This is a genomic window from Micromonospora sp. NBC_01740, assembly GCF_035920365.1.
Taxonomy (GTDB): Bacteria; Actinomycetota; Actinomycetes; order Mycobacteriales; family Micromonosporaceae; genus Micromonospora; species Micromonospora reichwaldensis.
Genome location: NZ_CP109150.1, coordinates 1,948,446 through 1,971,158 on the forward strand (window position 1 = coordinate 1,948,446; position 22,713 = coordinate 1,971,158).

Here is a 22,713-nt window from a genome sequence, read left to right on the forward strand (position 1 = left end):
CGCAAACTTCTCGCCCGTCTACGCGGGGACGCCGGAATGAACACCGCCGAGTACGCCGTCGGCACCCTCGCCGCGGTCGCCTTCGCCGGGATCCTGCTGAAGGTGCTGACCTCCGGCAACGTGCAGTCCGCGTTGACCGCCGTCATCGACCGGGCGCTCAAGTGACCGGGCGCCGGCCGGCCGGCCGTGACCGGGGTTCCTTCACCGCCGAACTGGCGGCCGGCCTGCCGGCGCTCCTGCTGCTCCTGCTCGCCGGCCTGTCGGCGGTCAACGCCGTCGGCACGAGGGCGGGTTGCCTGCACGCGGCCCGGGAGGCGGCACTGGCTGCCTCCCGGGGCGCCGACGGGGCGGCCGCTGCCAGCGGGGCGGCGCCGCCGGGAGCGGAGGTGACCGTCACCGTCGACGGACAGCGGGTCGTCGCCACCGTCCGGGCGCCCGTACGCGCGCTCGGCTCCCGACTGCCCCGGATCGCCGTGACCGCCACGGCGGTCGCGGCCCTCGAACCCGGGGTCGCGGGAGCTGCCATACCTGCCCCGGGTGCCCCGGCGGGTGGACGGTGAGCGGGCGCCGGTGCTTCGGAGACCGGTCGGCCCGAGGCTCAGGCGGCAGCGCGGGGGAGCGTGGTGGGGCGACCGTCTGTCTGCTCGCGGTGGGGCTGGTGTTCGTCCTGGTCGGGTCGCTCGGTGCCGCCGTCGGCGCGGCCCGGGTCGCCCGGCAACAGGCCCGGGTGGCGGCGGATTTCGCCGCGCTGGCCGGTGCGGGCCGCGGGCTGTGGGGCGAGGCGGGCGCCTGCGGGCGGGCGGCCGACATCGCCGCCGCCAACGGTGGCCGGCTGCTCGCCTGTCGGCTCGACGGTCTCGATGTCCTGGTGACCGTGGAGGTTGCCGTCAAACCACTGTCGAGGGTGGCGCGGGTGGCGACGGCCAGTGCCCGTGCCGGCCCGGTGCGCGGCTGAACCCCTGCTGCGTATCAGGCCCAGGCCGCCGGGCTGGGCAGAGCGGAGGCTTACCGTCCCAGCAGCCGAGCTTCGTTGATCGTGGATGCCAAGGGGGCGGCAACGGCACGACGGGCGATCTTCGTACGACCAGCGGGGTTGGTGATCAATCCGCCAACGGGAGGGACGGTCGCACAGACGGCACGGAAATTGGCTCTCACCTGCCTCGGGATGGCCCCTACCTCACTCGCTGGCTCGTGCGGAGGGGTGTCGTTCGGGGTGGACGTCGCTCGCCATGCTGGGAACAGGAAGCTCAGCTCCGACCGCACCGCTGGAGGAGGCTCCATGAGAAAGCCGGTCAGGACTGCTGGGATCCTTTTCGGGCTGGGTGTCGGCGTCGCCGTCGGCTCGTCCCTCGGCGCGGACGCCGCCTGGCCCGGCGTCGCGGTCGCCGTGCTCGGTGTCGGCCTGTCCCTGGTCGGCACAGCGGGATCCGCTCCAACGGGGGACAACATGGTCGACCCTGACGGGGACGCCTGGTTGACCACTTCCATGACGGCCGCGGAGAGAGCGGCTGCCGCGGAGCAACGGTGGCAGGATCAGACGCGGCCCACGCTCAGTGGTCTCGGCAACCGGGTGGAACAGATCCTCAGGCTCGCAGAGAAACAGGGGGAAGACCACCGCAACGCGGCGCGGCGTGAGTCCGAGGAACTCGTCGACACCGCGCGGCGGGAGGCGGAGACGATCGTCAACCGGGCGCGCGAAGAGGCGGCCCGGATCGCTGGCGCCGAGGGCGGGTAGCGCGGCGGCGAGGGCGGGTAGCGCGGCGGCGAGGGCGGGTAGCGCGGCGGCGAGGGCGGGTAGCGCGGCGGCGAGTGTTTCAGGCCCGGGTGGGCGGCGTCCCGCTGCGCCCGCGACCCCGGCGCAGCAGCCGGGCGGCGATCACGGGCAGCAGGTTCAGCACGACAATGAGCGCGACCACCAACGAGACGATCTGGCCGGTGGCGAGCCCGTGCAGCGCCAGCACCAGCCAGGCGCAGGCGCCGGTGAGCAGCGCCTGGGCCGCCACGCGCAGCAGAACCCGCTGAATTGGCTGTGCCGTGCCGTCCGGGCCGGGCTTGGGGTCGCGCTGCCAGATCGTGCTGACCGACGCCGCGATCGCGATCAGCAGGGCGATGTCCAGCGCCCAGATCGCTGCCGTACCGACGCCAGCGTCGTTGGTCTGCGAAGGCACGGCGACTGTCGCGGCCACAAGCACGACGAGGGTCGGCGGCCAGGTGAAAAGGAAGGCCCATACCGCTGTCGTGATCGGGTTCCGGTTCGGGTTCGGCAGGCCTGGCGGTGACTGCACCTGTTGCGTGATGCCGTCGATCACGTCGTCGGAGGCTCGCACCAACTGACGAGCCGAACGAGTGTCGGGCATCGGATCTGACATGCGAGCAAGCCTAATAACCTCTCGCTATGCCGGGCTCGGGCCGTGCCCGGGCCGGGTGCCGGAAGTCGACACCTCGGCCCGGACGGATCAGCGTCCCTGGAGTGCGTCGAGGGCGATGGCCATCGCGATCACGAGGCGGCGGTCGACCTGCGGCTGGTGGATCTGGACGATGTACCGGTCGCGCAGGCCCCACTTCTTGATGACGGAGAAGACCGGCTGACCGCCAGCGACGAAGTCGAAGTGGTAGGGCAGCCAGGACAGCGAGTCGACGAACCGGCGGAGCAGGGCCACCGGCATGCTGCGTTCCTGGCCGGTGACCTGCGGCAGGCCGGGCTGCTCGACGTGCCAGGTGGACCGCAGCAGGGACTGGGCGAAGTCCTTGCGGAACAGGCCGATCGGGCTGCCGGCGTGGTCGGTCACGTCGTACGTGGCGCCGAGGTCGAGACGCTGGCGGGCCTTGAAGCCGAGCAGGGGCTGCTGCTTCGAGTCGTCGGTGTAGATCGTCACCTGCTCCTTGAAGGCGAGCCGCTTCTGCTGGGCGAACGCCAGCAGCCCACCTTCCGAGCCGTCCGGTGCGACGGAGTGCACCTCGTACTGGTTGACCATCATCCGGATTCGCTGCCGGATGTGGAACTGCTGCTGGGCCTGCAAGTTGTCGGGCTGCATGGGTTCTCCTTCGAGGGGTCGCCGGAGTGTCGCACAGCTTCAACCGCGCTGCCGCCCACAGGTCACGCGGCCCCACCCGCAGCCCGCCCGGCTCCGCCACTCGCAACCCGGTCAGTCACGCACCGGCACCGCAACCCGGTCAGTCAGGCACCGGCACCGGCACCCGGTCAGTCACGCACCGGCACCGCAACCCGGCCAGCCACGCACCGGCAGCCGCAACGGTCGGCCCGCGTGCACCGGTCTCAGCGCCCGCCGTCGACGGTCGCCTTCAGCGCCCACGCGTTGAGGACCTGGTGGATGCTGCGCAGCCGCTCGTTGATCTGCTCCAGGCGCTCGGCCTGCGCCAGCCCGGCGAGCGCGGAGCCCAGGGCGATCTGCTGGTCGAGGGTGAGTTTCTCCTGGTCGATCGTGTAGAGCAGGTCGACGGTCTCGGCGATGGTGTCGGCCACGACTCCTCCTTCGGGCGGGAAGGGCAGCTGGGGATCCGCGAGCTTGCATGGAAGCGCTCCCACACCCTTGATGCCCGGGGGGAAGAGGTTCTATGCCTGCTTCCCGCGACCCGGGACGGGGGCGTCCCCGGCAGGCGGTTCCGCCACCACCGGGGAGCGGAAGCCGCCCGAGCCCTCGGGGCCGCCGGTGGCGGCATCGTCCGCAGCGGCGCGTTCCCCCGGAATGGGAAAGTGGGAGGGGCCGTCGGACTGGCGGGGTGCCGGCACGGCGTCGGGCAGGTTGGTGAGCACCACGTCCAGCACCTTGACGGCGTCCGGCTTGGAGAGCGGGTTGTTGCCGTTGCCGCACTTCGGGGACTGCACGCAGGACGGGCAGCCCGCCTCGCAGCCGCACTCCGCGATCGCGTCGCGGGTGGCCCGCAGCCAGGCTGCCGCCGTCCCGTACGCGCGCTCGGCGAAGCCCGCTCCACCCGGGTGCCCGTCGTAGACGAAGACCGTCGGGGCCTCGGTGTCCGGGTGCGCCGCCGTCGACAGTCCGCCGATGTCCCAGCGGTCGCAGGTCGCGGTGAGCGGCAGCAGGCCGATCGCGGCGTGCTCGGCGGCGTGCAGCGCGCCCGGCACGTCGGCGGGCTCCACGCCGGCGGCCGTCAGGGACTGCGGCGACAGGGTGAACCAGACCGCGACGGTACGCAGTTCCCGGGCCGGCAGGTCCAGCGGGCGGGTGTCGATGACCTCGCCGGTGGCGATCCGTCGCCGCTGGTACGACACCACCTGGCTGGTCACGTCGACCTCGCCGAGGAAGAGCCCGACGGGGCCGGCGTCCACGTACGAGCGGACCGACACCACCGACAGCGAGGTGACGTCGCGGGCGTGGGTGGACCAGTCCGGCTCCTCGGGGTGCACCAGCGCGCACCCGTCGGCCAGGTCGAGCGAGTCGACCACGTACGAGACGCCCTGGTGCAGGTAGACCGCGCCGGGGTGGAGCAGGAAGTGCGACGAGCCGCCGTCGACGGTGCCGAGCAGTCGCCCGGTCGCCGCCTCCACCACGCAGACCGGTGCGCCGCCCTCGCCGCGCAGGTCCACCTCCGGCCGCTCCCGGTGCCGCCAGTACCAGCCGGTCGGCCGCTGCCGCAGCGCCCCCGCCGCCACCAGTTGGTCCACCGCCTCCTTCGCCCCGTCGCCGAAGAGTGCCAGGTCGTCGGGGGTCAGTGGCGCCTCGGCCGCGGCGCAGGCGAGCTGCGGTGCCAGCACGTACGGGTTGGCCGGGTCGAGCACGGTCGCCTCCACCGGCCGCCCGAACACCGCCTCGGGATGGTGCACGAGATAGGTGTCGAGCGGGTCGTCCCGGGCGACCAGCACGGCGAGCGCCTCCTGCCCGGAGCGCCCCGCCCGGCCGGCCTGCTGCCACAGGGAGGCGCGGGTGCCCGGGTAGCCGCAGATCAGCACCGCGTCGAGGCCGACCAGGTCGACGCCCAGCTCCAGCGCGTTGGTCGAGGCCAGCCCGAGCAGGTCGCCGTGCAGCAGCGCCCGCTCCAGTTCGCGTCGCTCCTCGCGCAGGTAGCCGGCCCGGTAGGCGGCCACCCGGTCGCCGAGCCCGGGCACCGCCTCGTCGAGGGACCGGCGGGCGTTCGCCGCCACCACCTCGGCGCCGCGCCGGGAGCGTACGAAGGCCAGCGTGCGTACCCCCTCGGCGACCGTGTCGGCGAGCAGGTCGGCCGTCTCCCGCAGCGCCGACCGGCGGACCTGGGTGAGGTCCGCCTGCTGGTCGGCGGCGGAGTCCCGCGGCAGCAGCGGCGGCTCCCAGAGCGCGAACGTCACCCCGCCGCGGGGCGAGGTGTCCTCGGTGACGGCGGTCACGGGCACCCCGGTGAGCCGCCCCGCCGCCGTCGCCGGGTCGCCGGACGTGGCCGAGGCCAGTACGAAGACGGGCGTGCTGCGGAACCGGGCGCACTGCCGCCGCAGCCGGCGCAGCACGTGCGCGACGTGCGAGCCGAAGACCCCCCGGTAGGTGTGGCACTCGTCGATCACCACGTACGTGAGCCGGCGCAGGAAACCGGACCACTGGGCGTGCCCGGGCAGGATGCCGTGGTGCAGCATGTCGGGGTTGGTCAGCACGAACCGGGAGTGCTTGCGGATCCACTCCCGTTCGGCGCGCGGGGTGTCGCCGTCGTAGCAGGCGGGGCGTACCCCCTCCAGTTCGAGCGCGGCGACGGCGCGCAACTGGTCGGCGGCGAGCGCCTTCGTCGGCGCCAGGTAGAGCACGGTGGCCCGGGGGTCGGCGAGCAGGGTGGCCAGGGCGGGAAGCTGGTAGGCCAGGGACTTGCCGGACGCGGTGCCCGTGGCCACCACGACGTGCCGGCCGTCGTACGCCAGGGTGGCCGCCTCCGCCTGATGCCGCCAGGGCGCGACCACGCCGCGTCGGGCGAACGCCGCGCGCAGTTCCTCCGGTGCCCAGTCCGGCCACGGGGCGGGCTCGCCGGCCCGTGCCGGCACCCGCTCGACGTGGGTGACCGGGTCGGCGCCGGCGCGGGCGCGCAGCCGACCCAGCAGGTCGGCCGGCGCCGGGTGCGTCGGGCCGGAGCGGTCGGACGACGGCTTCAGGTCGTGGCGCGGCGCTGGCTGCGCCGAGCTGGAGCCGTCGGTGGTCACGTCCTGCACTCTCGCACTGGTGTTCGGAGATGGAAAGCGGGGGGCCGGGGTAAGGGGAGGCTCCGCCGGTGAGCAGAGCCGGTCTCCGGCGGGGATGGTTAGATGCCCAGGAGAGTTTACGGCTCTTGCGAGGGAGGACCGATGGAGCTGTCGCTGGCGACCCGCACCGTGGGCGAGCACACGGTGCTCGAAGTCGGCGGTGAGGTGGACGTCTACACCGCGCCCCGGCTACGGGAGCGGCTCCTCGAGCTGATCGACGGTGGGGCCCGTCACGTCGTGGTCGACCTGGGTCGGGTGGACTTCCTCGACTCCACCGGGCTGGGCGTGCTGGTCGGCGCGCTCAAGCGGCTGCGCGCGGCCGGCGGCTCGTTCGCCCTGGTCTGCGACAAGGAGCCGCTGCTCAAGATCTTCCGGATCACCGCGCTCGACCAGGTCTTCCCGCTGCATCCCACGGTCGACGCGGCGGTCGGCACCGACCCGGCCGGCACCGGCGTCTGATGGCCACGGTCAAGCTCTCCTTCTCGCCGGCCCCGGTGCACGTGCGCACCGCGCGCCTGGTCGGCGTGGCGGTCGCCCGGCGGGCCGGGGTCCGCGAGGAGCTGCTGGACGAGGTGCGGCTGGCCATCGGCGAGGCGTGCACCCGCGCGGTCGCCCTGCACCGCCAGTACGGCGTGTCCGAGCCCGTGCTCGTCGAGATGTCCGACACGGGCGCGTACGCGGTGCGCGTCGTCGACCGCGCGCCGATCGAGGCCGGTCTCGGCCTGGCGGCGCTCAACGCCGACCAGCTCGCCAACGAGTCGCTCGACGAGGACGACCTCACCACCGGCGTGGGCTTCGCGCTGCTTGCCGGTTTCGTCGAGGACCTCCAGGTGCGCCCGGTCGACGAGGGCGTCGGCACCGAGGTGCGGATGGTCTGGCCCGTCGGCCGGTGAGCTGATCTTCCACCGCCCTCGCCGAGGGCGTCGTACGCCGTGAGAGGCCGTGTCCCGCCGGGGCGCGGCCTCTTTGGCATGGATGGGCTCCTATATCAGATTTTTCCTCATAACACAGCGACGAAGATCATCGCGGCGCGGTGCCCCCTCGGTGTGACCTCCAACACTGTGGAGGGCTAGAGTACGCGAGTTGTCAGCAAGTGATCCATCCCGCGGCCAGCGGGAACGGTTGTTCATCGCTGGTCCGACCGGGGTGGAGTGGCGCGCGCTTGCGACTCCGCATCCAGGCGCCGGGTCGGTGCGTCTCCACCGGCCGGCGCGAGCGTTCGGTACAGGAGGACACAGATGTCCGACACCTTGGCCGCCGATGGCGGCGGGATCTCCCTCACCGGAAACAACGTCACGTACGTCGTCATCGCCGCGGTCATCGCGCTGGTGGCGCTCGCCTTCGCCGGCGCGCTGACGAAGGCCGTACTGGCCGCCGGCAAGGGCACCAACAAAATGCAGGAGATCTCCGGCGCGGTCCAGGAGGGCGCCTCGGCCTACCTGCTCCGGCAGTTCCGGACCCTGGCGATCTTCGTGGTCATCGCCGTGGTGCTGCTCTTCCTGCTGCCGGTGCACGGCACCGACGGCAGCGAAGTGGCGGTGAAGATCGGCCGATCCGTCTTCTTCGTCGTGGGCGCGCTGTTCAGCGCGTTCATCGGCGGCGCCGGCATGTGGCTGGCCACCCGGGCCAACCTGCGGGTCGCCGCCGCCGCCCGGGAGCGCGAAGGCGGCCGGGAGGCCGCGATGAAGATCGCCTTCCGCACCGGTGGCGTGGTCGGCTTCCTCACCGTCGGTCTCGGCCTCTTCGGCGCCGCGCTGGTCGTGCTGTTCTACCGCAGCGACGCGCCGACCGTGCTGGAGGGCTTCGGCTTCGGCGCCGCGCTGCTCGCCATGTTCATGCGGGTCGGCGGCGGCATCTTCACCAAGGCCGCCGACGTCGGCGCCGACCTGGTCGGCAAGGTCGAGCAGGGCATCCCCGAGGACGACCCGCGCAACGCCGCCACCATCGCCGACAACGTGGGCGACAACGTGGGTGACTGCGCCGGCATGGCCGCCGACCTCTTCGAGTCGTACGCGGTCACCCTGGTCGCCGCGCTGATCCTCGGCCGCGCCGCCTTCGGCGAGGAGGGCCTGGTCTTCCCGCTGATCGTCTCCACCATCGGTGTGCTCGTCGCGATCGTCGGCGTCTTCATCACCCGGCTGCGCGCCTCGGACCGCAACGGCCTGACCGCGATCAACCGGGCCTTCTACATCTCGGCGGTGCTCTCCGCGGTGCTGGTGGCGATCGCCACGTACGCGTACCTGCCGGCCACCTTCGCCGAGCTGGAGGGCGGGCTGACCGACGTCAGCGAGAACCCGCGGACGGTCGCCATCGGCGCGGTCGTCATCGGCATCGTGCTGGCGGCGGCGATCCAGGCGCTGACCGGCTACTTCACCGAGACCAACCGGCGCCCGGTGCAGGACATCGGCAAGAGCTCGCAGACGGGCGCCGCCACCGTCATCCTCGCCGGCATCAGCATCGGCCTGGAGTCGGCGGTCTACTCGGCGCTGCTGATCGGCGCCGGCGTGTTCGGCGCGTTCCTGCTCGGCGGCAGCTCCATCACGCTCTCGCTGTTCGCCGTGGCGATGGCCGGCACCGGCCTGCTCACCACGGTCGGCGTGATCGTCGCGATGGACACCTTCGGCCCGATCTCCGACAACGCCCAGGGCGTGGCGGAGATGTCCGGCGACATCGACGAGCACGGCGCCCGGACGCTCACCGAGCTGGACGCGGTCGGCAACACCACCAAGGCGATCACCAAGGGCATCGCGATCGCCACGGCGGTGCTCGCCGCGACGGCGCTGTTCGGCTCGTACACCGACACGCTGCGCACCGCGTACTCGGACGCCGGAGTGGGCGACGTCGGCACCGAGATCCTCAACTCGCTGAACGTGGCGAACCCGCGCAACCTGGTCGGCCTGATCATCGGCGCCGCGGTGGTGTTCCTCTTCTCCGGCCTGGCCATCAACGCGGTCTCCCGCTCGGCGGGCGCGGTCGTGATGGAGGTACGCCGGCAGTTCCGTGAGCTGCCCGGCATCATGGACGGCACCCAGCGCCCCGAGTACGGCAAGGTCGTCGACATCTGCACCCGGGACGCGCAGCGCGAGCTGATGACCCCCGGTCTGCTCGCCATCCTCGCGCCGATCGCGGTGGGCTTCGGCCTCGGGCCCGGCGCGCTGGCGGCGTACCTGGCCGGTGCGATCGGCGCCGGCACGCTGATGGCGGTCTTCCTGTCCAACTCCGGTGGCGCCTGGGACAACGCCAAGAAGCTCGTCGAGGACGGCGCGTACGGCGGCAAGGGCTCCGAGTCGCACGCCGCCACGGTCATCGGCGACACCGTCGGCGACCCGTTCAAGGACACCGCCGGCCCGGCGATCAACCCGCTGATCAAGGTGATGAACCTGGTCTCACTGCTGATCGCGCCGGCCGTGGTGGCCTGGAGCGTGGGCGACGAGCGGAACACCGCCCTGCGGGTGGGGATCGCCGTGGTGGCGACGCTGATCATCGCCGCGGCGGTGGTGTTCAGCAAGCGCAAGGGCGTGGCCATGTCCGACGCCGACTCCGGCACGGGTGCGGGCAGTCCGGACCAGCGGCCGGAGACGGTCAACGCCTGATCCGTCCGACATCGGAGGTCCCCGGTCGGCCCGCGCGGCCGGCTGGGGACCGCCCGTGCCACCCGGCAAACCTGTCCGGTGCCCGGACTCGACAGAGGCCGTACGCTGCAACGCATGCGCACGTGCCGGGCGGCAGCCGCCGGAAAGCTCACGGTGGTCCTGGCCACGCTCGTTCTCGTGCTGGCCGGATGCGGCGGCGGCACCAACTCCCGGGCGTGGGCGGCGTCGGTCTGCACCGCGCTCACCCCGTGGCGGGCCGAGATCAGCAAGCTGACCAGCAGCACCGACCAGCAGATGACCGCCCAGACCACCCCGGCGCAGGCGAAGGAGAACCTGGTGCGGCTCTTCGGCGGCGCGGAGCAGGCCAGCGAGACCGCCCGACGCAAGGTCGAGGAGGCCGGCGTACCGGACGCCGAGCGCGGCGAGGAGGTCTCGGCGGGCTTCCAGGCCTCGCTGGCGAAGGTGCGCGACGCGTACGGCAGGGCCCGCGACACCATCGACGGGCTGGGCACCGGCCAGCCCACCGTCTTCTACGACGGCGTCCGGGCCGCCGTGGAGACCCTGAACAAGGAGTACGACGCCAGCGCGCTCGACACCAGCCAGCTCAACTCCGAGGAGTTGAAACGCGCCTTCGACGAGGTGCCGGAGTGTCGCTGAGCGGGACCGGTGACCCGTCGGGCGGCGAAGCGCTGCCGGTGCTCTTCCCGGCCCCCACGGACCGGGTCGCGCCGGTCGCCCGCCGACCCGTACCGCCCCCGCCGGCCGACGCCGACGAGTCCGCCCGGCAGCTGACCTTCTTCGGCGCGGAGGCGGCGGACCCGTCCATCGCCGATCTCGCCGGGCTGCTGGCCGGCCCGGGCGAGGCGGTCCGGATGGGCGGCACGGCCCGGCTCTCGATCGTGGTCGACGCGGCCTGGCGGGTGCACGTCCTCGTCGCCGAGCTGGCGCTGCGCGGGGTGGCGGCCACCTGGGAGGCGACCACCGACGGGCGGCACGCGGTGCGCACCTCGTACGCCCGCACGCTGAAGCCGCTCGCGGCGGCCTGGCTGCGCGGTACGGGCAAGCGACCGCCCGCCGGCTTCCACCTCAACGGGCGGCGGCTGCGGCTCTGGCTCGCCGCGGCGGGAGCCGCCGAGCCGTCCGGCTTCCTGCTCCGGCTCGGCGCCGCCGACGAGGAGTGCTGGGGGCCGGTCGCCGGGGCCCTCGACGCGGTCGGCCTGTCCGGGGCGCTGCTCGGGCCCGGCGAGGGCGGGCCGGCGTACCGGATCACCGGCCGGCGGCGGCTCGCCCGCCTGGCCGAGCTGGTGGGCGACCCGCCGCCCGCCGCCCCCGCGACCGACTGGCCGGCCCGCTCCTGACCGCCCGTCGGCGCCCGCCTCGTCGCGCCGGTCGGGCCTGTCCGATGAGGGACAACAAGTGCGCAATTTCGCGGAAAACAGCCGGGTGGCGCCTCGACCGAGGGTCCGCCATCGTCACAGTGTCCCGCCCAGCGGCACACGCACGGTGTACGGTGGCGCCGTCCGGCACGCCCCGCCGCCGGCGGAGAAAGAGGCCGCCCCGCCGGGACGGTTTGCCGCCCGCGAAACCCGAAACGCGGACGGCGCGTTACGTTGGACATCCGGGCCGCCGGGGGTCGGCGGGCCGAGAGTGGCCCGAACCGGGCGCCGGTGGCTGCGAGCAGGAGTGAGGTCGGGGAGAGACGTGCCGAGCAACGCTGGAACCACCCGTCTGGTCATCGTCGAGTCACCGGCGAAGGCCAAGACGATCTCGGGCTATCTCGGCCCGGGGTACGTCGTGGAGGCCAGCTTCGGCCACGTCCGGGACCTCCCGCGCAACGCCGCCGACGTGCCGGCCAAGTACAAGGGCGAGTCGTGGGCCCGGCTCGGGGTGGACGTCGACAACGGCTTCCACGCCCTCTACGTGGTCTCCGCCGACCGCAAGCAGCAGATCAGCAAGCTGGTGAAGCTGGCCAAGGAGGTCGACGAGATCTTCCTGGCGACGGATGAGGACCGCGAGGGCGAGGCGATCGCCTGGCACCTGGTGGAGACGCTCAAGCCCAAGGTGCCGGTCAAGCGGATGGTCTTCCACGAGATCACCAAGCCGGCCATCCAGGCCGCGGTGGCCAACCCCCGCGAGATCGACCGGGACCTGGTCGACGCCCAGGAGGCCCGGCGCATCCTCGACCGCCTCTACGGCTACGAGGTCTCGCCCGTGCTGTGGAAGAAGGTCATGCCGAAGCTCTCGGCGGGCCGGGTGCAGTCCGTGGCGACGCGGATCGTGGTGGAGCGCGAGCGGCAGCGGATGGCCTTCCGCACGGCGGAGTACTGGGACATCCTGGCCACCCTGGCCGTGACGGACGCCAGCGAGGGGCCCCGCAACTTCAACGCCACCCTGGTCGCGCTGAACGGCGACCGGATCGCCACCGGCAAGGACTTCGAGCCGACCACCGGCCGGGTGAAGGCCGGCGCGGGCGTGGTCCACCTCGACGCCGGGGGCGCCCGGGGCCTCGCGGCCCGCCTGGAGGGCCGGCCGTTCACCGTCACCCGGGTCGAGGAGAAGCCCTACCGCCGCCGCCCGTACGCGCCGTTCATCACCTCCACCCTCCAGCAGGAGGCGGCCCGCAAGCTGCGGTTCTCGTCGCAGCAGACGATGCGCACCGCGCAGCGCCTCTACGAGAACGGCTACATCACCTACATGCGTACCGACTCGGTGAACCTGTCGGAAACCGCCATCACGGCGGCCCGCCGGCAGATCGTCGAGCTGTACGGCGAGCGCAGCGTGCCGCCGGAGCCGCGCCGCTACACCGGCAAGGTGAAGAACGCGCAGGAGGCGCACGAGGCGATCCGCCCGGCGGGGGACAACTTCCGCACCCCGGGTGACGTGGCCAAGGAGCTCTCCGCCGAGGAGTTCAAGCTCTACGAGCTGATCTGGCGGCGCACCATCGCCTCGCAGATGACCGACGCCGTCGGCTCGAGCGTCTCGGTGCGCATCCGCGCCGTCTCCTCCGCCCAGGAGGAGGCCGACTTCGGTGCCACCGGCAAGACCATCACCGACCCGGGCTTCCTGCGGGCGTACGTCGAGTCCAGCGACGACGAGAACGCCGAGGCCGAGGACGCCGAGCGTCGCCTGCCCAACCTGGTCAAGGGCCAGCCGCTCACCGCCGACGAACTGGCCGCGCAGGGCCACCACACCCAGCCGCCGTCGCGCTACACCGAGGCGTCGCTGGTGAAGGCCCTCGAGGAGCTGGGCATCGGCCGCCCGTCGACGTACGCGTCGATCATGCAGACGATCCAGGACCGCGGCTACGTGACCAAGCGCGGCCAGGCGATGATCCCGACCTTCCTGGCCTTCGCCGTGATCGGCCTGCTGGAGCGGCACTACCCGCGCCTGATCGACTACGACTTCACCGCCAGCATGGAGAACGAGCTGGACGAGATCGCCGGCGGCGACCACGCCGCCGTCGACTTCCTCACCGCGTTCTACTTCGGCGGCGCCAACGGCGCCGGCGACCGGGACATCGCCCGCTCGGGCGGGCTGAAGAAGCTGGTCACCGAGAACATCAACGAGATCGACGCGCGCAGCGTCAACTCCATCCCGCTGTTCACCGACGACGAGGGCCGCGAGGTCGTCGTGCGGGTGGGCCGCTACGGGCCGTACCTCCAGCGGGCGGTGCCGGGCGAGCAGCAGGCGCCGGCCGCCGAGGGTGAGGAGGGCGGTGGCCAGGGCGACCGGGCCCCGATCCCCGAGGGGCTGGCGCCGGACGAGCTGACCCCGGAGAAGGTGCACGAGCTGTTCCTCGGCGGCGGGGGCGAGCGCAAGCTCGGCGACGACCCGGCCACCGGTGAGCCGATCCTGCTCAAGTCGGGCCGCTTCGGCCCGTACGTGGCCAGTGGCGAGCGCAAGTCGTCGCTGCTGCGCTCGCAGTCGCCGGACTCGCTGACCTTCGACGAGGCGCTGAAGCTGCTGAGCCTGCCCCGGCTGATCGGGGTGGCCCCGGACGGCGCTGAGGTCCTGGCGAACAACGGCCGCTACGGCCCGTACGTCAAGCAGGGCGACGAGTTCCGCTCGCTGGACTCCGAAGAGAAGATGTTCACCGTCACGCTGGACGAGGCGCTGGCCCTGCTGTCCGCCCCGAAGGCCCGCCAGCGCCGCGCCGCCGCGCCGCCGCTGCGGGAGATGGGCGTCGACCCGCTGACGGAAAAGCCGCTGGTCATCAAGGACGGCCGGTTCGGCCCGTACGTCACCGACGGCGAGACGAACGCGTCGCTGCGGCGCGGCCAGACCCCGGAGGCGCTGAGCATCGAGGAAGCCTCCGAGATGCTCGCCGAGAAGCGGGCGAAGGGGCCGGCGCCGAAGAAGAAGGCCGCCGCGAAGAAGGCGCCCGCGAAGAAGGCCACGGCGGCGAAGAAGACGGCTGCGGCGACCAAGTCGACGGCGGCGAAGAAGACCACGACGGCCAAGGCCACCACCGCCAGGAAGACCCCGGCGAAGAAGGCGGCCCCGAGAAAGGCCACCACCCCCAGCCCCGACTGATCCTGGCCGCCTCGCAAGCTGGCGTCGCAAGAGATCTTGGCAGGTCCAGGCCCCTCGAAGGGCCACCGCCTGCCAAGATCTCTTGCGTTTGTCCACAGGGGCAGCGCGCGGCGGTGCCTCGTGGGCAGGGTGGAGGGCGTGAGATTGCGCTTCACGCAACCCCCGGCGGCCCTGGGCCGTGCGGTGCCCGGCGACGACGCCGACGAGTTGACCTGGCTGCTTTTCCGGCAGGACGAGGTGATCAGCCTCGACCAGGCGCTGCGACACCTGTCCCACAAGGCGATCCGGCACCGGGTGACCAGCAGACGGTGGCGACACGTCCACCGTGCCGTCTTCGTGGCCCACAGCGGGCCGATCGGTCCCGCCCAGCTTCGATGGATCGCGGTGCTGGCCGCCGGGCCGGGCGCGATGCTCGGTGGGCTCACCGCCGCCCAGGCGGGAGGGCTGCGCGGCTTTTCCGACCTGGCGATCCACCTCCTGCTGCCGGCTGGCCGGCGGCGAGAGCTGCCGCAACGTGTGGTGGCGCACCGGACGACCCATCTGCCGGAGCGGGACGTGCTCGCGGTCGGGCAGCCACGTCGGACGATGCCCGCCCGGTCGGTCGTGGACGCGGCACAGTGGGCGCGTACCGACGCGGAGGCCCGGGCGATCGTCGCGGCAGGCTTCCAGCAACGGATCGTGTGCGAGGAGGAGCTGCGCGAGGTCCTCGACCGGATGCCACGGCTGCGTCGCCGGAAACTGATCCTGAGCGTCGCCACGGACGCGGGCGGCGGGGCGCACTCCCTGGCCGAGTTGGACTTCCTGGCTCTGACGCGCCGCGCCGGGCTGCCCGAACCCACTCGACAGAAGATCAGGTACGACACCACGGGACGGCGCCGCTACCTCGACGCGTACTTCGAGGAGTGGAGAGTGCACGTCGAGATCGACGGCGGCCAGCATCTCGACCCGCGTGCGGCCTGGGCCGACATGCGCCGTCAGAACGACCTGTGGGTCGAAGGGGATCGCGTCCTTCGATTCCCGTCCTGGGCCCTCCGCGCCCACCCGGCCGAGGTCATCGCCCAACTCCGTACGGCACTGCGCAGGGCGGGCTGGCCGGGCTGACGCCCGCCACGAGATCTTGGCAGCTCCCGGCCCCTCCGAGGGCCGCTCCTTGCCAAGATCGCTCGGCGAGCGGCGCCGCCGCGCGCCAGGGCGGGGGCGGGTTTGTCAGCCGAGGGTTCGGGTCAGGTGGGGGTTGGTGAAGAGGTGGTGTGGGTCCAGGCGGGCGCGTAGCGCCTGGAAGTCCGCCCAGCGGGGGTAGGCCGTCGCGAGCGACTCCGCGTCGCGCCAGTGCAGCTTGCCCCAGTGGGGCCGGCCGCCGAGGCTCGCGGCGACCTGCTCGAAGGCCCGGAAGTACGGCTCGTACGGCATGCCGACGTACTGGTGGACGGCCACGTACGCCGACTCGCGCCCGTAGCCGTGGGAGAGCCAGATGTCGTCGGCGGCGGTGAACCGCACCTCGACCGGGAAGAGCACCTTGAACGGCAGCCCGTCGACGATGCGCCGCAGCGCGTCGAGCGCCTCGGGCAGGGCGTCGCGCGGCAGGGCGTACTCCATCTCCATGAAGCGGACCCGGCGCGGGGTGCAGAAGACCTGGTCGGAGCGGCCGGTGTAGCGGCGTTCGGTGAGCGCGCGGGCGGAGACGGCGCTGATGCCGGGGGCGAGCGCCGGCACGGCGCGGCCGAGCCGGCAGGCCCCGGCGAAGACGGTGTTGGACAGGAACTCGTCGTCCAGCCAGTTGCGCCACCGGGGCAGTGGCCGGTCGTCGTCGGCGACCCGGTCGTTGGCCTTGACCTGTACTCGGGCGGTGTACGGGAACCAGTAGAACTCGACGTGGTCGTGCCTGTCGATCAGCGCGGGCAGCTCGTCGAGCACGGCCGCCAGCGGCGCCGGCCGCTCGTGGGCGCGCAGCACGAAGGCGTCCACACAGCGCAGGGTCACCTCGACGAGGACCCCGAGCGCGCCCAGCGACACCCGGGCGGCGGCGAAGACGTCGGGGTGCTCGTCGGCGGAGCAGCGCAGCACCTCGCCGGTGCCGGTGACGAGGGTGAGCGCCTCGACGAACGTCGACAGGCAGCCGTAGGCGGCGCCGGTGCCGTGGGTGCCGGTGGAGATCGCGCCGGCGATCGTCTGTGCGTCGATGTCGCCCAGGTTGGGTAGGGCCAGGCCGTGTGCGGCGAGCAGTTCGTTGAGTGCGCGCAGGGTGATCCCGGCCGGTACGGTGACCAGTCGGCGGTCGGTGTCGACGCGTACCCCGGTGTCCAGGTGGGTCAGTTCCATGCGTCGTCCGTCGGTGATCGCGACGCCGGTGAAGGAGTGGCCGCTGCCCACCGCCCGGATCCGGTCCCCGGCCGTCGCGGCGGCGCGGACAGCCTCGGTGACGTCGGCGAGGGAGGCGGGGCGCAGGATGGTGGTGGCGGTGGCGCGTTGGTTGCCGGCCCAGTTGGACCAGGCTGCCAGGGTGGGCGGTGTGGTACCGGCCATGCGCACTCCTCCACATGAATGTGAACTGACTTCATATCAGCAACGTTGTCGCAGGTAAATACCGCAATCGAGGTTTGCTCGTTGTACCGGTAGTCACGAACCCGTGACGTGCAGATATGTTCATCCGTCGAAGGGGGGTGGCGAGTGTCCACACCAGCCGCCACAGCCGGGCCGCTGCGCCGCGTACCGGTGCAGGGTCGAAGTGTCGCACGGGTCCAGCGGATGCTGGACGCCTGTGCAGAACTCGTCGACGAGGTGGGGTACGAGGGTCTGACCACGACCCTGCTCGCCGAGCGTGCCGAGGTGGCGATCGGGTCGGTCTACCAGTTCTTCCCGGACAAGCGGGCGATCGTGCAGGCGCTGACCCTGCGCACGATGGAGTCCTACCTCCAGCGGCTCGACGAGCGGTTCGCCTCCGACGACCTGACCCACTGGTGGGACGGGGTCGACGCGGGCATCGACGAGTACATCACGATGCACCGCACCGTTCCGGGATTCCGTACCCTGCACTTCGGCGACGTGGTCGACCTGCACCTGCTCGACGAGCAGCGGGACAACAACGGCGTGATCGCGGACCAGTTGGCCCGCGTACTGGCCGAGCGCTTCGGGCTCGACGTCCCCGACCTCCGGTTCCACCTGGAGATCGCCGTGGAGGCGGCCGACGCGCTGATCAAGTTGGCGTTCCGCCGGCTGCCCGAGGGCGACGACCGGGTCCTGGCCGAGGCGAAGGCGCTGATCCGGGAGTACCTGCACCGCCAGGTCGACGCCCCGGCCGACGCCAACCAGTCCGGCTGACCCGGCCGACGGCCGACCAGCCGGGCCGCGGTCGACCAGCCCCGGCGGGCGACGGCGATCAACCCGGCCGACGGCTGACCAGCCCGACGGAGGGTCTCGCCGACGCGGGCGCAAGCTGGCGGTGCCGCGCTGGTCGGCCGGATCAGAGGAAGGCGTGGCCCTCGCCCCGGTAGGTGGGCACGGTGGCCACGACCGCGTCCCCCTCGATCAGGTGCAGCTCGTTGACGCGCTCGCACAGCTCGCCGGCCTTGGCGTGCCGGAACCAGACCCGGTCGCCGACCCGCAGCGCGCCGGCCGCCGTGCCGGCCAGCGGGGTCTGCACCTCGCCGGCCCCCTCGGTGCCGATCAGCTTGAGGCTCTCCGGCAGCCACGGCCGGGGCAGCCGGCTGTCCTCGGCCGGGCCGGAGGCGATCCAGCCGCCGCCGAGCACGGTGGCCAGGCCGGGCCCCGGGCGGCGGACCACCGCGCAGGCGAAGGCCGCCGCCGGGGTGGGGCGCCAGGCGCGGTACGCGTCGAACAGCGTCGGTCCGTACAGTCCCGATCCCGCGGTGACCTCGGTGACCGCGGGATCGGCGCTGGTCGCGGCCACGCTGCCGGTGCCGCCGCCGTTGACGAACTCCAGGTCGGCGTGTTCGCGTACGGCGGCCACCGCCGCGCCCCGGCGGGCCAGCAACTCGCGGTACGACCCGCGCTGGGCCAGCCGGATCGCGGAGCCGAGCACCGCCCGCCCGGGCGGCGCGTCGCCGAGGCCGGCGATCTGCGCCTCGTACGCCATCAGCCCGACCAGCCGGAAGCCGGCGCGGTCGGCGACGGTGGCGGCGAGCGTGCCGGCGGCCCGGGCACTGTGCACCGGCGAGCGGCGCACCCCGACGTGCACCCGCCCGCCCAGCGGTCGCCAGGAGGCGTCCAGGTCGAGGCAGACCCGCAGCTCGGGGCGGTGCCCGGGCGGGCACACGGCGTCGACGAGGTCGAGCTGGTCGGTGCCGTCGATCATCAGCGTGACGGCCGCGGCGAGCGCCGGGTCGGCGGCGAGCGCGGCGAGTGCCCCCCGGTCGGCCGTGGGGTACGCCACCAGCGCGTCGTCGGTCACGCCGGCGCGGACCAGCCAGAGCGCCTCGGGCAGGGTGAAGGCCATCACGCCCCGCCAGCCGGGACGCCCCAGCGCCCGGCCGATCAGGTCCCGGGCGCGGACCGACTTGCTGGCGATCCGGACCGGCTTGCCGTCGGCCCGTTCTGCCAGCGCGGCGGCGTTGTCGTCGAAGGCCGCGAGGTCCACGACGGCGTACGGCGGGTCGAGGTGCGCGGTCGCCCGGTCGAGGCGGTCACGAAGTTTGTCGCTTTCGATGGCCACGTGTGCACGCTAACTGTCTGGGAGCCAATGCGAAATACCCTCGCGTCTGTCCGGGCTGCGGGCGGTGGCTGCGGCGGCCTAGGCTCGACGAACAGGAGAATCTCGCGGCGGGGTGGGTCCCCGCCGGGTCTAGAGTGTTCCACCGGGACTGCCCAGCGATGGGCCGGCACGTGGAGGTACGGCCATCGAAAGCCAGTTCAACGGCGAGTCGCCCGGCGTGTCGTCGTCCTCGTCCAAGCCCAGCGGCGCCACCGAGAAGCCCGGCCCGGACCACTCCGGTTACGCCGCCATCCGCTCGGTGCTGCGGATCACCCCGTTCCGCCGGCTCTGGATCGTGCTCGGCGCGGCCTCCTTCGGCGACTGGTTCGGCCTGCTCGCCACCAGCGTCTTCGCCGCCTCCCAGGTCGAGGGCAGCACCGCCCAGGGCGCCGCGTTCGGTGGCGTGATCGCCATCCGGCTGCTGCCGGCGCTGGTGCTCGGCCCGGTCGCCGGCGTGTTCGCCGACCGGTTCGACCGGCGCTGGACCATGGTCATCTGCGACGTGCTGCGCTTCCTGCTCTTCGCCTCGATCCCGCTGGTCGCGTTGCTCGGGGCGAGCGGGCCGGTCGTGGTCGGCTGGGCGGCGATCGCCACCTTCCTGATCGAGTCGATCACGCTGCTGTGGATCCCGGCCAAGGAGGCCGCGGTCCCCAACCTGATCCCGCGCGCCCGGCTGGAGGCCGCCAACCAGCTCACGCTGATCACCACGTACGGCCTCACCCCCATCCTCGCCGCGCTGATCCTCGCCGCGCTCGACGGCATCGTGCGGGGGGCCACCGGGGGCTCGACGCCGGACTGGGCCGCGCCGGCCGACCTGGCGCTCTGGTTCAACGCGTTCTCCCGGCTGGCCACCGCGCTGGTGGTGGCGTACGGCATCAAGGAGATCAGCCAGGGGCAGTCCGCCGAGACGGACCGCACCGAGCAGAGCATGATGCGCCAGTTCAAGGAGGGCTGGCGCTACATCGGCCAGACCCCGCTGGTCCGCGGCCTGGTGCTCGGCATCTTCGGCGCGTTCGCCGGCGGCGGCATCGTGATCGGCACCGCCAAGTTCTTCGCCACCTCGCTCGGCGCCGGTGACGCCGCCTTCTACCTGCTCTTCGGCGCCATCTTCGTCGGCCTCGCGCTCGGCATCGGGCTCGGCCCGATGATCGTCAAGGAGATGTCCCGGCGGCGCTGGTTCGGCATGAGCATCGTGCTGGCCAGCGCATCGGTGATGGCCCTGGCGTTCGCCATCCACCTCTCCATGGCGATGGTCGGCGCGGTCCTGGTCGGCGCGGGCGCCGGCATGGCCTTCCTCTCCGGCACCACCCTGCTCGGCGGCGAGATCGCCGACGAGGTGCGCGGCCGGGTCTTCGCGGTGGTGCAGATCGGCACCCGGCTGGTGCTGATCCTCGCGATCGGCCTCAGCAGCCTGCTCGCCGGCGTCGGCGGCTCGCGCCGGCTGGAACTGGCCGACCTGGGCGTGTCGATCTCGTCCACCCGACTGCTGCTGCTCGCCGCCGGCGCCGCCGGCATCTTCGCCGGGATCAGCGCGTTCGGGCAGATGGACGACAAGAAGGGCGTTCCCGTCCTGGCCGACCTCTGGGGCTCGATCCGGGGACGCCCGCTGATGCCGGCCGAGCCGTTCGTCTCCGCCGGCCTCTTCGTGGTCTTCGAGGGCGGCGAGGGCGCCGGCAAGTCCACGCAGCTCGCCGCGCTCGCCGAGCGGCTGCGTGGGCAGGGGCGCGACGTGGTGGTGACCCGCGAGCCGGGGGCCACCGCCGTCGGCGAGCGGATCCGGTCGCTGCTGCTCGGCGCGCCCGGCTCCGACGTGCCGTCGCCGCGCGCCGAGGCGCTGCTCTACGCCGCCGACCGGGCGCACCACGTGGCCACCGTCGTCCGGCCGGCGCTCGTCCGGGGCGCGGTCGTGATCAGCGACCGGTACGTCGACTCGTCCCTGGCGTACCAGGGGGCGGGGCGGACGCTCCCCGTCGACGAGGTCTCCTGGCTCTCGTCGTGGGCCACCGGCGGGCTCAAGCCCGACCTGGTGGTGCTGCTGGACGTCGAACCGCACACCGGCCTGGCCCGGGTGGCGGCGCGTGCCGAGGCGGCCGACCACCTGGAGGCCGAGTCCGTCGCCTTCCACGAGCGGGTCCGCTACGCCTTCCTCGACCTCGCCGCCGCCGACCCGAAGCGCTACCTGGTGCTCGACGCGTCCCGCCCGGTCGAGGAGATCACCGGGCAGGTGGCCCGGCGGGTCGAGGAGATGTTCGGCAGCCCCGGCGGCATCGTGCACCCGCGCCCCGCGCAGGGACCGGACACCTCGGTGCAGCCGGAGTTATCCGAATCGGAGCTGGTACCGATGGAGCGCCGGACCTGATGCCCGACGTCTTCGCCGACCTGGTCGGGCAGGACGAGGCGGTCGACACGCTGCGCCGGGCCGCCGCCGCGGCGTCCGCCGTGCTGCGCGCCGCCGCCCCGCCCACGACCGACGCCGCCGGGGACGAGTTCGACGCGCTCGCCGACGAGGCCGACGGCGGCCAGCCGGCGCCCGCCGTCGACGCGGGGGCGGGGATGACGCACGCCTGGATCTTCACCGGGCCGCCCGGGTCGGGCCGGTCGGTGGCGGCGCGGGCCTTCGCCGCCGCCCTCCAGTGCGCGTACGGCACCGGCTGCGGCGGGTGCCCCGGCTGCCACACCACGATGACCGGCACCCACGCCGACGTCCGGATGGTGGTGCCGGAGGGGCTCTCCATCGGCGTCAACGAGATGCGGGCGCTGGTGCTGCGCGCCGCCAGCACCCCGTCCGGCGGGCGCTGGCAGGTGGTGGTCATCGAGGACGCGGACCGGCTCACCGAGGCGGCCGGCAACGCGCTGCTCAAGGCCATCGAGGAGCCGCCGCCGCGGACGGTCTTCCTGCTCTGCGCCCCGTCGACCCACCCGGACGACATCTCGGTGACCATCCGGTCGCGCTGCCGGGTCGTACCGCTGGTGCAGCCCGCGCCGGAGGCGGTGGCCGAGGTGCTGGCCCGCCGGGACGGCGTCGCGCCCGACGTGGCGCGCTGGGCCGCGGCGGCGGCGCAGGGGCACGTGGGACGGGCCCGCCGGCTGGCCCGCGACCCGGAGGCGCGCACGCGCCGGGAGGCGGTGCTCGCGGTGCCGCGCCGGCTGACCGGCGTGGGTGCCGCCTTCGACGCGGCGTCGGCGCTGATCGAGGCGGCCGAGGCGGAGGCCGAGGCATCCGTCGCGGAGACCGCCGCGGCCGAGCGGGCGGCGCTGGAGACCGCGCTCGGCGCCGGTGGCACCGGGCGGGGCGCGGCCGGCGCCATCCGGGGCGCCGCCGGGCAACTGAAGGACCTGGAGAAGCGGCAGAAGTCCCGGGCCACCCGGGCCCAGCGGGACGCGCTGGACCGGGCGCTGGTCGACCTGGCCGGCTTCTACCGCGACGCGCTCACCATGGCGCTGCGCGCCCCCGTCGCGCCGGTGCACACCGACACCGCCGCGCTGGCCGGGGCGGGCGCGCAGAAATGGGACGCCGAGGGGGCGCTGCGCCGCCTGGAAGCGGTGCTGGAGTGCCGGGCGGCGATCGAGGCGAACGTCAAGCCCCGGATCGCCGTCGAGGCGATGATGCTCTCGCTCTGGAAGGGCTGAGCCCGCCGACCGGACCGCCCGAGCCGGGGCTTCAGCGGCCGACCCGCCCCCGGAGTCCCGGCGGCCGGACCGGTTGT

The 22,713-nt window shown here is 73.3% G+C and carries 20 protein-coding genes; 14 read left to right on the forward strand and 6 right to left on the reverse strand.

Going from position 1 to position 22,713, the window contains the following annotated elements:
* Nucleotides 1-36 precede the first annotated feature (36 nt).
* From OG989_RS09365 to OG989_RS09380, 4 genes are all read left to right on the forward strand, one after another.
* Entirely contained in the window at nt 37-165 is a 129-nt protein-coding gene (locus tag OG989_RS09365) for a DUF4244 domain-containing protein (protein ID WP_208418639.1), read from the forward strand.
* Nucleotides 162-560: a TadE family type IV pilus minor pilin gene (locus OG989_RS09370; protein WP_327030292.1), complete on the forward strand. Its 399-nt coding sequence runs from the start codon at nt 162-164 to the stop codon at nt 558-560. Before OG989_RS09365 ends, OG989_RS09370 begins: the two co-directional genes overlap by 4 nt.
* Nucleotides 557-955, forward strand: coding sequence for an Rv3654c family TadE-like protein (locus OG989_RS09375; RefSeq protein WP_151453421.1), 399 nt, complete (start codon nt 557-559; stop codon nt 953-955). The genes OG989_RS09370 and OG989_RS09375 overlap by 4 nt, the downstream gene beginning before the upstream one ends.
* A 324-nt stretch (nt 956-1,279) precedes the next feature.
* The gene (locus OG989_RS09380) at nt 1,280-1,735 is read left to right on the forward strand and encodes a DivIVA domain-containing protein (protein WP_327030293.1); all 456 of its coding nucleotides are present in this window, start codon (nt 1,280-1,282) and stop codon (nt 1,733-1,735) included.
* Nucleotides 1,736-1,814: 79 nt separating this feature from the next.
* Here OG989_RS09380 and OG989_RS09385 read toward each other — a convergent pair whose 3' ends face one another.
* The 4 genes from OG989_RS09385 to OG989_RS09400 all read right to left on the reverse strand — a co-directional run bounded on the left by OG989_RS09385 (nt 1,815) and on the right by OG989_RS09400 (nt 6,142).
* The gene (locus OG989_RS09385; protein ID WP_151453423.1) at nt 1,815-2,369 is read right to left on the reverse strand and encodes a hypothetical protein; all 555 of its coding nucleotides are present in this window, start codon (nt 2,367-2,369) and stop codon (nt 1,815-1,817) included.
* A gap of 87 nt (nt 2,370-2,456) precedes the next feature.
* Nucleotides 2,457-3,035, reverse strand: coding sequence for a hypothetical protein (locus OG989_RS09390; protein ID WP_151453424.1), 579 nt, complete (start codon nt 3,033-3,035; stop codon nt 2,457-2,459).
* 242 nt (nt 3,036-3,277) lie between these two features.
* Complete coding sequence (locus OG989_RS09395) at nt 3,278-3,484, reverse strand: hypothetical protein (RefSeq protein WP_151453425.1); 207 nt, start codon at nt 3,482-3,484, stop codon at nt 3,278-3,280.
* A 90-nt stretch (nt 3,485-3,574) separates the two neighbouring features.
* Nucleotides 3,575-6,142, reverse strand: coding sequence for a DEAD/DEAH box helicase (locus tag OG989_RS09400; protein ID WP_442791919.1), 2,568 nt, complete (start codon nt 6,140-6,142; stop codon nt 3,575-3,577).
* Nucleotides 6,143-6,274: 132 nt separating this feature from the next.
* Between OG989_RS09400 and OG989_RS09405 the strand changes: the two genes are divergently transcribed.
* The 7 genes from OG989_RS09405 (at nt 6,275) to OG989_RS09435 (ending at nt 15,399) form a co-directional block, all read left to right on the forward strand.
* On the forward strand, nt 6,275-6,631 hold the full coding sequence (locus tag OG989_RS09405; RefSeq protein ID WP_151453426.1) for an STAS domain-containing protein: 357 nt from the start codon (nt 6,275-6,277) through the stop codon (nt 6,629-6,631).
* Nucleotides 6,631-7,065 carry an ATP-binding protein gene (locus OG989_RS09410; protein WP_151453427.1) on the forward strand — a complete coding sequence of 145 codons (435 nt, stop codon included), beginning with the start codon at nt 6,631-6,633 and terminating at the stop codon, nt 7,063-7,065. Before OG989_RS09405 ends, OG989_RS09410 begins: the two co-directional genes overlap by 1 nt.
* Before the next feature lie 345 nt (nt 7,066-7,410).
* Entirely contained in the window at nt 7,411-9,765 is a 2,355-nt protein-coding gene (locus tag OG989_RS09415; RefSeq protein WP_151453428.1) for a sodium-translocating pyrophosphatase, read from the forward strand.
* Between the two features lie 114 nt (nt 9,766-9,879).
* Nucleotides 9,880-10,422, forward strand: a complete 543-nt coding sequence (locus OG989_RS09420; RefSeq protein WP_151453429.1) for a hypothetical protein — start codon at nt 9,880-9,882, stop codon at nt 10,420-10,422.
* Nucleotides 10,413-11,123: a hypothetical protein gene (locus OG989_RS09425; RefSeq protein WP_370518914.1), complete on the forward strand. Its 711-nt coding sequence runs from the start codon at nt 10,413-10,415 to the stop codon at nt 11,121-11,123. Before OG989_RS09420 ends, OG989_RS09425 begins: the two co-directional genes overlap by 10 nt.
* Nucleotides 11,124-11,466: 343 nt before the next feature.
* Complete coding sequence (gene topA, locus OG989_RS09430; RefSeq protein WP_151453430.1) at nt 11,467-14,298, forward strand: type I DNA topoisomerase; 2,832 nt, start codon at nt 11,467-11,469, stop codon at nt 14,296-14,298.
* A 138-nt stretch (nt 14,299-14,436) separates the two neighbouring features.
* Entirely contained in the window at nt 14,437-15,399 is a 963-nt protein-coding gene (locus OG989_RS09435; RefSeq protein ID WP_327030295.1) for an endonuclease domain-containing protein, read from the forward strand.
* 105 nt (nt 15,400-15,504) lie between these two features.
* Here OG989_RS09435 and OG989_RS09440 read toward each other — a convergent pair whose 3' ends face one another.
* Nucleotides 15,505-16,821, reverse strand: a complete 1,317-nt coding sequence (locus OG989_RS09440; RefSeq protein ID WP_327030296.1) for a D-arabinono-1,4-lactone oxidase — start codon at nt 16,819-16,821, stop codon at nt 15,505-15,507.
* 222 nt (nt 16,822-17,043) lie between these two features.
* Here OG989_RS09440 and OG989_RS09445 point away from each other — a divergent pair, with 222 nt between their 5' ends.
* On the forward strand, nt 17,044-17,616 hold the full coding sequence (locus OG989_RS09445) for a TetR/AcrR family transcriptional regulator (protein ID WP_151453433.1): 573 nt from the start codon (nt 17,044-17,046) through the stop codon (nt 17,614-17,616).
* 142 nt (nt 17,617-17,758) lie between these two features.
* On the opposite strand, the gene OG989_RS09450 is transcribed toward OG989_RS09445, so the two are convergent.
* Nucleotides 17,759-18,967 (reverse strand): amino acid deaminase/aldolase, encoded by a 1,209-nt coding sequence (locus tag OG989_RS09450; RefSeq protein ID WP_327030297.1) that lies wholly within the window; start codon nt 18,965-18,967, stop codon nt 17,759-17,761.
* Between the two features lie 334 nt (nt 18,968-19,301).
* Here OG989_RS09450 and tmk point away from each other — a divergent pair, with 334 nt between their 5' ends.
* Both tmk and OG989_RS09460 read left to right on the forward strand, forming a co-directional pair.
* Complete coding sequence (gene tmk / locus OG989_RS09455) at nt 19,302-21,365, forward strand: dTMP kinase (RefSeq protein ID WP_370518917.1); 2,064 nt, start codon at nt 19,302-19,304, stop codon at nt 21,363-21,365.
* Entirely contained in the window at nt 21,365-22,636 is a 1,272-nt protein-coding gene (locus OG989_RS09460; RefSeq protein ID WP_151453435.1) for a DNA polymerase III subunit delta', read from the forward strand. The genes tmk and OG989_RS09460 overlap by 1 nt, the downstream gene beginning before the upstream one ends.
* Nucleotides 22,637-22,713 lie beyond the last annotated feature (77 nt).

Excerpts from the sequence above, each read along its gene's own strand:
- OG989_RS09365 (WP_208418639.1), top strand. The coding sequence starts at position 37 with ATGAACACCGCCGAGTACGCCGTCGGCACCCTCGCCGCGGTCGCCTTC.
- OG989_RS09380 (WP_327030293.1), top strand. The coding sequence starts at position 1,280 with ATGAGAAAGCCGGTCAGGACTGCTGGGATCCTTTTCGGGCTGGGTGTC.
- OG989_RS09385 (WP_151453423.1), bottom strand. The coding sequence starts at position 2,369 with ATGTCAGATCCGATGCCCGACACTCGTTCGGCTCGTCAGTTGGTGCGA.
- OG989_RS09390 (WP_151453424.1), bottom strand. The coding sequence starts at position 3,035 with ATGCAGCCCGACAACTTGCAGGCCCAGCAGCAGTTCCACATCCGGCAG.
- OG989_RS09405 (WP_151453426.1), top strand. The coding sequence starts at position 6,275 with ATGGAGCTGTCGCTGGCGACCCGCACCGTGGGCGAGCACACGGTGCTC.
- OG989_RS09410 (WP_151453427.1), top strand. The coding sequence starts at position 6,631 with ATGGCCACGGTCAAGCTCTCCTTCTCGCCGGCCCCGGTGCACGTGCGC.
- OG989_RS09415 (WP_151453428.1), top strand. The coding sequence starts at position 7,411 with ATGTCCGACACCTTGGCCGCCGATGGCGGCGGGATCTCCCTCACCGGA.
- OG989_RS09420 (WP_151453429.1), top strand. The coding sequence starts at position 9,880 with ATGCGCACGTGCCGGGCGGCAGCCGCCGGAAAGCTCACGGTGGTCCTG.
- OG989_RS09440 (WP_327030296.1), bottom strand. The coding sequence starts at position 16,821 with ATGGCCGGTACCACACCGCCCACCCTGGCAGCCTGGTCCAACTGGGCC.
- OG989_RS09445 (WP_151453433.1), top strand. The coding sequence starts at position 17,044 with ATGCTGGACGCCTGTGCAGAACTCGTCGACGAGGTGGGGTACGAGGGT.
- OG989_RS09460 (WP_151453435.1), top strand. The coding sequence starts at position 21,365 with ATGCCCGACGTCTTCGCCGACCTGGTCGGGCAGGACGAGGCGGTCGAC.